Here is a 6813-nt window from a genome sequence, read left to right on the forward strand (position 1 = left end):
TATGCGGCTGGTGACATTCACGCGCCCGGGCAAGTTGCAGCAGGAAGTCGGCGCGCTGGGCGAGGGCGATGTGGTGCTCGACCTCGCCGCCGCCGAGCCGCTGCTGCGCGGCCAGAGCATGCTGGACATGGCCGCGGCCGAGCCCGCGCTGCTCGGCAAGGCGCGGGCCGCCATGGCCAAGGCACCGAAGGTGGAGGGCGCCAAGCTCTGCGCGCCCATCCCGCGCCCGCCCAAGAACGTGTTCTGCGTCGGCAAGAACTACCACGAGCACGCCAAGGAATTTGCCGGCTCCGGCTTCGATGGCGGCGCGAAGGACGTGGTGCCGCCGTTTCCCGTTGTGTTCTCCAAGCCGCATACCAGCATCATCGCCAATGGCGAGAAGATCCTGGGCCATCTCGATACGACCGGCGGGCTGGACTACGAGGGCGAGCTCGGCGTGGTGATCGGGCAGGGCGGGCGCGGCATCGCCAAGGCCGAGGCCCTGAAGCACGTCTTCGGCTACACCATCATCAACGACGTCACCGCGCGGCACCTGCAGAAGCGCCACAGCCAGTGGATCCTGGGCAAGGGCCTCGACACCTTCTGCCCGATGGGCCCCGCCATCCTGACGGCGGATGAAGTGCCGGACCCGACCAAGCTGGTGCTGACCACCTGGGTGAATGGCGAGCAGCGCCAGCACGCGCCCGTGGCCGACCTGATCTTCGACATCCCCACCCTGATCGAGGCTATCAGCGCCGTCATCACGCTGGAGCCGGGCGATGTGATCGCCACCGGCACGCCCGCCGGCGTCGGCATCGGCTTCAACCCGCCGATTTTCCTGAAGTCCGGCGACGTGGTGAAGATCGCGATATCGGGCATCGGCGTGCTGGAGAATGCGGTGGCCTAGCAGGCCGAACCCTCTCCCCCCACTTCGGGGAGGAGAGGGCAGGGTGAGGGGGCTGCGCCACCGCCCGCGATCTGAACCAAGGGAGGAACCAACAATGAACCGTCGCACGCTTCTGGGCGCCACTGCCGCGCTGCCCTTCGCCGGACAGGCTTTCGCGCAGGGCCAATTCCCCTCACGCGCGCTCAATATGGTGGTGGCCTTTCCCCCCGGCGGGCAGGCCGACCTCGCCGCGCGGCCTGTCGCCGCGGCACTGGAAAAGATCTACAGCCAGCCGGTCGTCGTGCAGAATCGCGGCGGCGCGGCGGGTGCCATCGGCAATGGCTTCGTCGCGCGCAGCGCGGCGGATGGCTACACCACGCTGATGGCGCTGTCCTCGCTGGCGGTGATCCCGGCGGCGGAGCGCCTGTTCGACCGCACGCCGCCTTACACCGTGGACCAGTTCACGCCCATCGCGCGGGTGAATGCGGACCCCACCATGCTGGCCGTCGCGGCCAATTCGCCCTGGCAGACCATGGAGGAGTTCATCGCCGCGGCGAAGGCCAAGCCGGGCGACCTGACCTACTCCTCCTCCGGCACCTACGGCACGCTGCATGTGGCGATGGAGATGCTGGCGGCCGCCGCGGGGATCCGCATGCTGCACGTGCCCTTCTCCGGCGGCGGGCCGGCGCTGACGGCGCTGCTCGGCGGCCAGGTGAATGCGCTGTCCTCCGCCCCCGGACCACTGGCGCAGCATGTGGCCGCGGGCCGCGTGCGGGTGCTGGGCTGCTGGGGGCGGGAGCGTGTCGCCGCCTTCCCGGACGTGCCCACCTTCATCGAGAAGGGATTCTCGGAGGTCGAGTTCTACATCTGGGCGGGGCTGTTCGCCCCCGCCGCGACGCCGGCGCCGGTGGTCCAGAGGCTGCGGGACGGCATGCGCCAGGCGGTGCAGGACCCGGTCGTGGTGAACGCCTTCACCGCCGCCGGCGCGCCCGTCGCCTATCTCGACGCGCCGGAGTTCAAGACCTTCTTCGAGGAGGACAGCGCGCGGTTGCTGCGCGCTGTCGAGCGTATCGGCAAGGTGGAGTAGCCAGACAGCATCCTCTGCCCGCTACCGCGGCGGGCAGAGCAGCAGCGTGGTGAACAGGGCGAGTTCGTCGGCCGGAACGGCGCCGAAGCTTGTGAGGGTCGCGCGCGCTGTCGCAATGGTCGTGCGGGCGTCGATCGTCAGGTAGCGCATCGCGGGATCGTAGTCGGCGGCATGCCGCTTCTCCTGCAACGTGATGAAGCCGGCCGCATAGGACTTCAGCGGCACCGTAAACGGCGTGCCTGTAACATAGGGCAGGTATTTCCTGGGCATTGCCGACTTCAGCAGGTCTTCGCAGCAGCCCTTCACCGTGCCGTGGTCAAGGCGGCGATACACCAAGGCATAGCGCGGCGTGGCCCTCTGCGTAATGCCGACGACCTGGTCTGCCACGGCGCGAAGGTTGGCATGGAACACGGCGTAGTAGGCCGCTGAGATGGCGCGACGGAGATCGACCTGGCGCGGCGGTCCAGCGGCCGGGGCCGCAATGAGTCGGTCCGCCTGTTCCAGCAGGTGCTCAGGATTCAGGATCGGCATCGGCTTGGAGTTCGGCGTTGGTGGCGAACTCAATGATCGGGAAGCGGGTTTCGCCCCGTTGCTGTAGCGCATCCAGGACGGCAACGATCACTGAAAGCGCAGCGTCGCCAAGATCGCGCTGCCCAGCCGCGTCATCAAGCACGAGCAACACGCGAAGGGCCTCCTTACCCTCCGCGTCACTTACGGCCTTGGATTCGGCCCGAAGCACCTGCATGCCGGCGGGCAGTTTCGCTTGCGCGGCGATCTTTGCCGCCGCGTTGACCTCGGGAAGCTGCATCATGCGGCGACATTACCTTGCAGGGCACGACCCTGGAACAGGATTCGCGTGATGGCGCTGGTCTCAGGCGCCCCAGTTGCGCCCCGAAAAGTCCATGACGAAGGACTTCGAGGCCTGCCAGGGCAGGTCCTTGCGCTTGCCCGTGAAGTTCGCGGTCTGGAACAGCACGGTATAGGCGGGGTCCTCGCGTTCCGTCAGCGTCAGCAGGCGCCGGAAGGTGGCGCGGCGCTTGGCCAGGTCGCTTTCCGTCTGCAAGGCGTCCATCAGCTTCGGCGCCTCGTCATTCTGCCACTGGCCGCTGGCCCAGGTCTGGCCGCCCGGCGCGTAGACGGACATCGGCGCGACCGGGTCGTTGAAGACTGCGGTGTTGGAGTTGTCGCAGAGGCCACGGCCCTCGAAGCGGCCGATGATCTGGCCCCAATTCTCCTTCATCTCGATCTGCACGTTCAGCCCGGCCTGGCGCCAGCCCTCGACCAGGATCTGGGAGGAGGCGACCTGCAGCGTGTAGTAGTTGTTCAGCAGCTGATAGGGGATCGGCTGGCCCTGGTAGTTCGCCTCCCGCAGCAGGCGGCGCGCCTCGGCCAGGTCAAAGCGCGGCGCCTCCCAGTCGGCGAGGTACATGTCGCCATAGACCTCCCATTGCAGGCCGCGCGGCACCGCGGTGCGGCCGCCCCAGAGGCTGTCGACGATCGATTGCCGGTCGATGCTGTGCGACATGGCGCGGCGCACCAGCGGGTTGGCGAGGACGGGATGCGTCTTGTCCCAGATGATCAACCGGTTGTTGTTGATCGGCCCGCCGACGACCTGGTGGCGCGCGCTGCGCTCGATGCCCTGGATCTGGTCCGGCGGCAGGTCGCAGATGAAGTCGTAGTCGCCAGCTTGCAGGCCCGCGACGCGGGAGGCGACGTCCGGCACCTCGACGAAGCGGATTCGCTTCAGCGGCGGGCGGCCGCCCCAATATTCGTCATGCGCCTCCAGCACGAGGTCCTGCCCCGGGCGGAAGGAGGCGACGCGATACGGCCCCGTGCCGATGGGCTTGCGCGCCCAGTCCAGCCAGGTCGCGGCACTCGCAAAGGCGGCGCGGGAGAAGATGGCGCCGGTGGTGCGCGTCAGCCGGCCTTCCAGCGTCACATCCGGCACGCTGTTCACGAAGCGCACGGTGCGGCGGTCCACCACTTCCATGCGCTCGAAATTCGGGAAGTGGGCGCGGCTGATGGCGGCGGCCTCGGGCGGCGGAGTCTTGCCGGAGGCGCCGGCGGTGGTGGAGACGAAAAGGCCGCGCGTTTCGGCGGGCAGGCCGGTCCACATGCGCTCACTGCTGAAGGTGAAGGCGACGTCTTCGGCTTCCATGATGCGGCCATCATGCATGCGCACATCGTCGCGCAGCGTGAGTTCCAGCGTCTTCGCATCGATGCGGCGCCAGGACGTCGCCAGCACCGCCTCCGCGCGCTGCGTGCGGGTCCAGTCGATGCCGATCAGCGGCTCGGAGAAACTCGGCATGATGCGGAAGCCGACATTGGACTGTTCGCGCATCGGCTCCAGCGTGCCGGAGATGCTGACGATCTGCACGGCGACGGTGATGGAGGGGCGCGTATCCGGCCCGGCACTTTGGGCGATGGCGAAGCGCGGCAGCAGCGCCGCGCCGGCAGTGGCGCCGAGAATGTGTCTGCGCTGAATCATGTGGCTGGCTCCCGTTCCGAAGGCGGCGGAAGCTAGGCGCGGGGCATGACTGCGCGATGACGCGGCGATGAAGGCTGCGGGACGCGCGGGCCTTTTCAGGCCTCGCGGCGGATGCGAGGCTGTCCCTCGACCGAGGAGACCGGATGACCATGTCCACCGAGACCGACATCATCACCTGGCTGTCCACACAACGCGAGCCGATGATCCAGGCGCTGCGCGAGATGGTGGACACCGATGGCGGCAGCTACGACAAGGAAGGCGTCGACCGAGTCGGTGCGCAGGTCGCGCGCTTCATGGCAGCGCAGGGCATTCCCGTCGAAACCTTGCCGCAGCAGAAGCATGGCGATTGCATCCGCGCGGTGCTGGATGACGACAGCAGCGTCAGCGGCGGCAATGCCCGGCAGAACATCCTGCTGATGGGCCATCGCGACACGGTCTTCCCGAAGGGCGAGCCGACGCGCCGCCCCTTCACCATTGAGGGCGATCGTGCCTTCGGCCCCGGCGTCGCCGATATGAAGGCGGGCCTGGTGATGAACATGTTCGTCCTCGCCGCCTTCAAGAAATTCGGCGGCGCGCCCGGCCCGCTGGTGGCGCTGTTCACCGGCGATGAGGAAATCGGCTCGCCGGAGGGCCGCCCGGTGATCGAGGCGGAGGCCAAGGCGGCGCGCGTGGTGTTCAATTCCGAACCCGGCCGCCCCAATGGCGGCATCGTCACCGGCCGCAAGGGCGGCGTATTCTCCGTCTTCGACATCGAGGGCAAGGCGGCCCATTCCGGCGGCAACTTCGAGGCCGGCATCAGCGCCATCGGCGAGCTCGCGGCGAAGATCACCGCGATCCACGCGCTGACGGATCTGAAACGCGGCATCACGCTGAATGTCGGCCTGGTGACCGGCGGACAGAGCGTCAACACGGTGGCGCCGCACGCCCAGGGCCAGATCGACCTGCGCTATGTCGAGCCCGCGGACCGGGAGGAGGTGATGGCGAAGATCCAGGCGATCATCGACACCTCCCACGTCCCCGGCACGCGCGCGAAGCTGACCATCAAGGGCGAGTTCCTGCCGCTGACCCAGTCGCCGGAGGCCGCAAAGCTTTTCGCGACCTATCGCGCCGCCGCGACGGAGTCGGGCTTCGACCCGAGCGGCGAGTTTTCGGGCGGCTGCGCCGATAGCGGCTTCACCGCCGCCATGGGCGCGCCGACGCTGTGTGCCGTCGGCCCCGTGGGCGGCAAGGCGCATACGCCGGAGGAATATCTGGAACTCTCCAGCCTGGTGCCGCGGGCGCAGGCCGTGGCGCGGGCCATTCTCAGGCTCGGCCCGGCCTGAATTGACCGGGGAGGGCGCGGCGTCAGCCCAGGCGCCGCCACCCCTCCACCAGCCGCCAACCCTCCCGCGCGAAGCGGAAGGCATTCCCACCGCCGGCGCCGGGCTGATCCTCCGCCCGGCTGATCGCAATGCCCTTGATGTGGCACAGCAGCAGCGCGCCGACGCCGCCATGCGCCACGATGGCCACATCGCCGGGCGGCGCCTGCCCCAGCACCGCGGCGACCGCCGCCACGATGCGGGCCTGTGCATCCACCGCGCGTTCCCAGCCGCGCACGCTCTGCTCCGGCGCGGCGAAGAAGGCATCCGCCGTGGCCTCGAACTCCGGCGGCGGCAGGTAGCCCGTCGCGCTGCGGTCATTCTCCCCCAGCGCCTCCATCTGCGTGACGCCGAGGCCGAGATGCCCGGCCAGGATGTCGGCCATGTCGCGTGCCTTGCGCTCCGTGCTGCTGAACACCGCGCCGATGCCGGGGACCCAGTCCTCCGTCAGCATCGCCCGGCTGCGCGCCAGGCCGCGGGGGGAAAGCGGCCAGTCAGGCACCGGCACCGCCGGGTCGATCGCGACCTCCGGATGCGTCAGGAAGTGGACTTGTGGCATGGGGACCGTAAGGATGGGGTTCGCACCGAACCTAGCACGGAGACAAGCTTGCCCAATACGACCACCCGCACCCCGCCCGCGGACGCCCCGAAGCTGCGCACCATCGCCATGCCGGCCGATGCCAACCCCTCCGGCGACATCTTTGGTGGCTGGCTGATGGGGTTGATGGACCTCGCCGCCGGCAATGCCGCCGGGCGCCGCGGCCGCGGCCGGGTCGCCACCATCGCGGTGGAGGGGATGAAATTCCACATGCCGGTGCTGGTCGGTGACGAGGTCAGCATCTATGCCGAGGTGGTCACCGTCGGCCGTACCTCCATGCGGATCGAGGTCGAGGCCTGGCGGCGGGAGCGGTCGGAGGAGGAGATGTGCCTGGTGACCGAGGGTGTCTTCACCTTCGTCGCCATCGACGAGAACCGGAAGCCACGACCCGTGCCGCCGGCATGACCCGGTCCGATG

General features: G+C 68.8%; 8 protein-coding genes. 4 read left to right on the plus strand and 4 right to left on the minus strand.

Features of this window, described 5'->3' with window-relative positions:
* Window position 1: 1 nt before the first annotated feature.
* Both JJQ90_RS15475 and JJQ90_RS15480 read left to right on the plus strand, forming a co-directional pair.
* Window positions 2-886, plus strand: a complete 885-nt coding sequence (locus JJQ90_RS15475; protein ID WP_216876904.1) for a fumarylacetoacetate hydrolase family protein — start codon at window positions 2-4, stop codon at window positions 884-886.
* Window positions 887-980: 94 nt separating this feature from the next.
* Window positions 981-1952, plus strand: a complete 972-nt coding sequence (locus JJQ90_RS15480; RefSeq protein WP_216876906.1) for a Bug family tripartite tricarboxylate transporter substrate binding protein — start codon at window positions 981-983, stop codon at window positions 1950-1952.
* Window positions 1953-1973: 21 nt separating this feature from the next.
* Here JJQ90_RS15480 and JJQ90_RS15485 read toward each other — a convergent pair whose 3' ends face one another.
* The 3 genes from JJQ90_RS15485 to JJQ90_RS15495 are packed head-to-tail and all read right to left on the minus strand — an operon-like array spanning window position 1974 to window position 4440.
* Window positions 1974-2483, minus strand: a complete 510-nt coding sequence (locus tag JJQ90_RS15485; RefSeq protein ID WP_216876908.1) for a hypothetical protein — start codon at window positions 2481-2483, stop codon at window positions 1974-1976.
* Window positions 2464-2763, minus strand: coding sequence for a hypothetical protein (locus JJQ90_RS15490; RefSeq protein WP_216876910.1), 300 nt, complete (start codon window positions 2761-2763; stop codon window positions 2464-2466). The genes JJQ90_RS15485 and JJQ90_RS15490 overlap by 20 nt, the downstream gene beginning before the upstream one ends.
* 60 nt (window positions 2764-2823) lie before the next feature.
* Window positions 2824-4440, minus strand: a complete 1617-nt coding sequence (locus JJQ90_RS15495; RefSeq protein ID WP_216876912.1) for an ABC transporter substrate-binding protein — start codon at window positions 4438-4440, stop codon at window positions 2824-2826.
* A gap of 143 nt (window positions 4441-4583) precedes the next feature.
* Between JJQ90_RS15495 and JJQ90_RS15500 the strand changes: the two genes are divergently transcribed.
* Window positions 4584-5762, plus strand: a complete 1179-nt coding sequence (locus JJQ90_RS15500; protein ID WP_329959451.1) for a M20 family metallopeptidase — start codon at window positions 4584-4586, stop codon at window positions 5760-5762.
* Between the two features lie 22 nt (window positions 5763-5784).
* Here the strand turns inward: JJQ90_RS15500 and JJQ90_RS15505 are convergent, their stop codons facing one another.
* Window positions 5785-6357, minus strand: coding sequence for a histidine phosphatase family protein (locus tag JJQ90_RS15505; protein WP_216876914.1), 573 nt, complete (start codon window positions 6355-6357; stop codon window positions 5785-5787).
* Window positions 6358-6465: 108 nt separating this feature from the next.
* On the opposite strand from JJQ90_RS15505, the gene JJQ90_RS15510 reads away from it, so the two are divergent.
* Complete coding sequence (locus JJQ90_RS15510) at window positions 6466-6801, plus strand: acyl-CoA thioesterase (protein WP_230410745.1); 336 nt, start codon at window positions 6466-6468, stop codon at window positions 6799-6801.
* Window positions 6802-6813 lie beyond the last annotated feature (12 nt).

The organism is Falsiroseomonas oleicola, from assembly GCF_019029495.1.
Classification (GTDB): Bacteria; Pseudomonadota; Alphaproteobacteria; order Acetobacterales; family Acetobacteraceae; genus Falsiroseomonas; species Falsiroseomonas oleicola.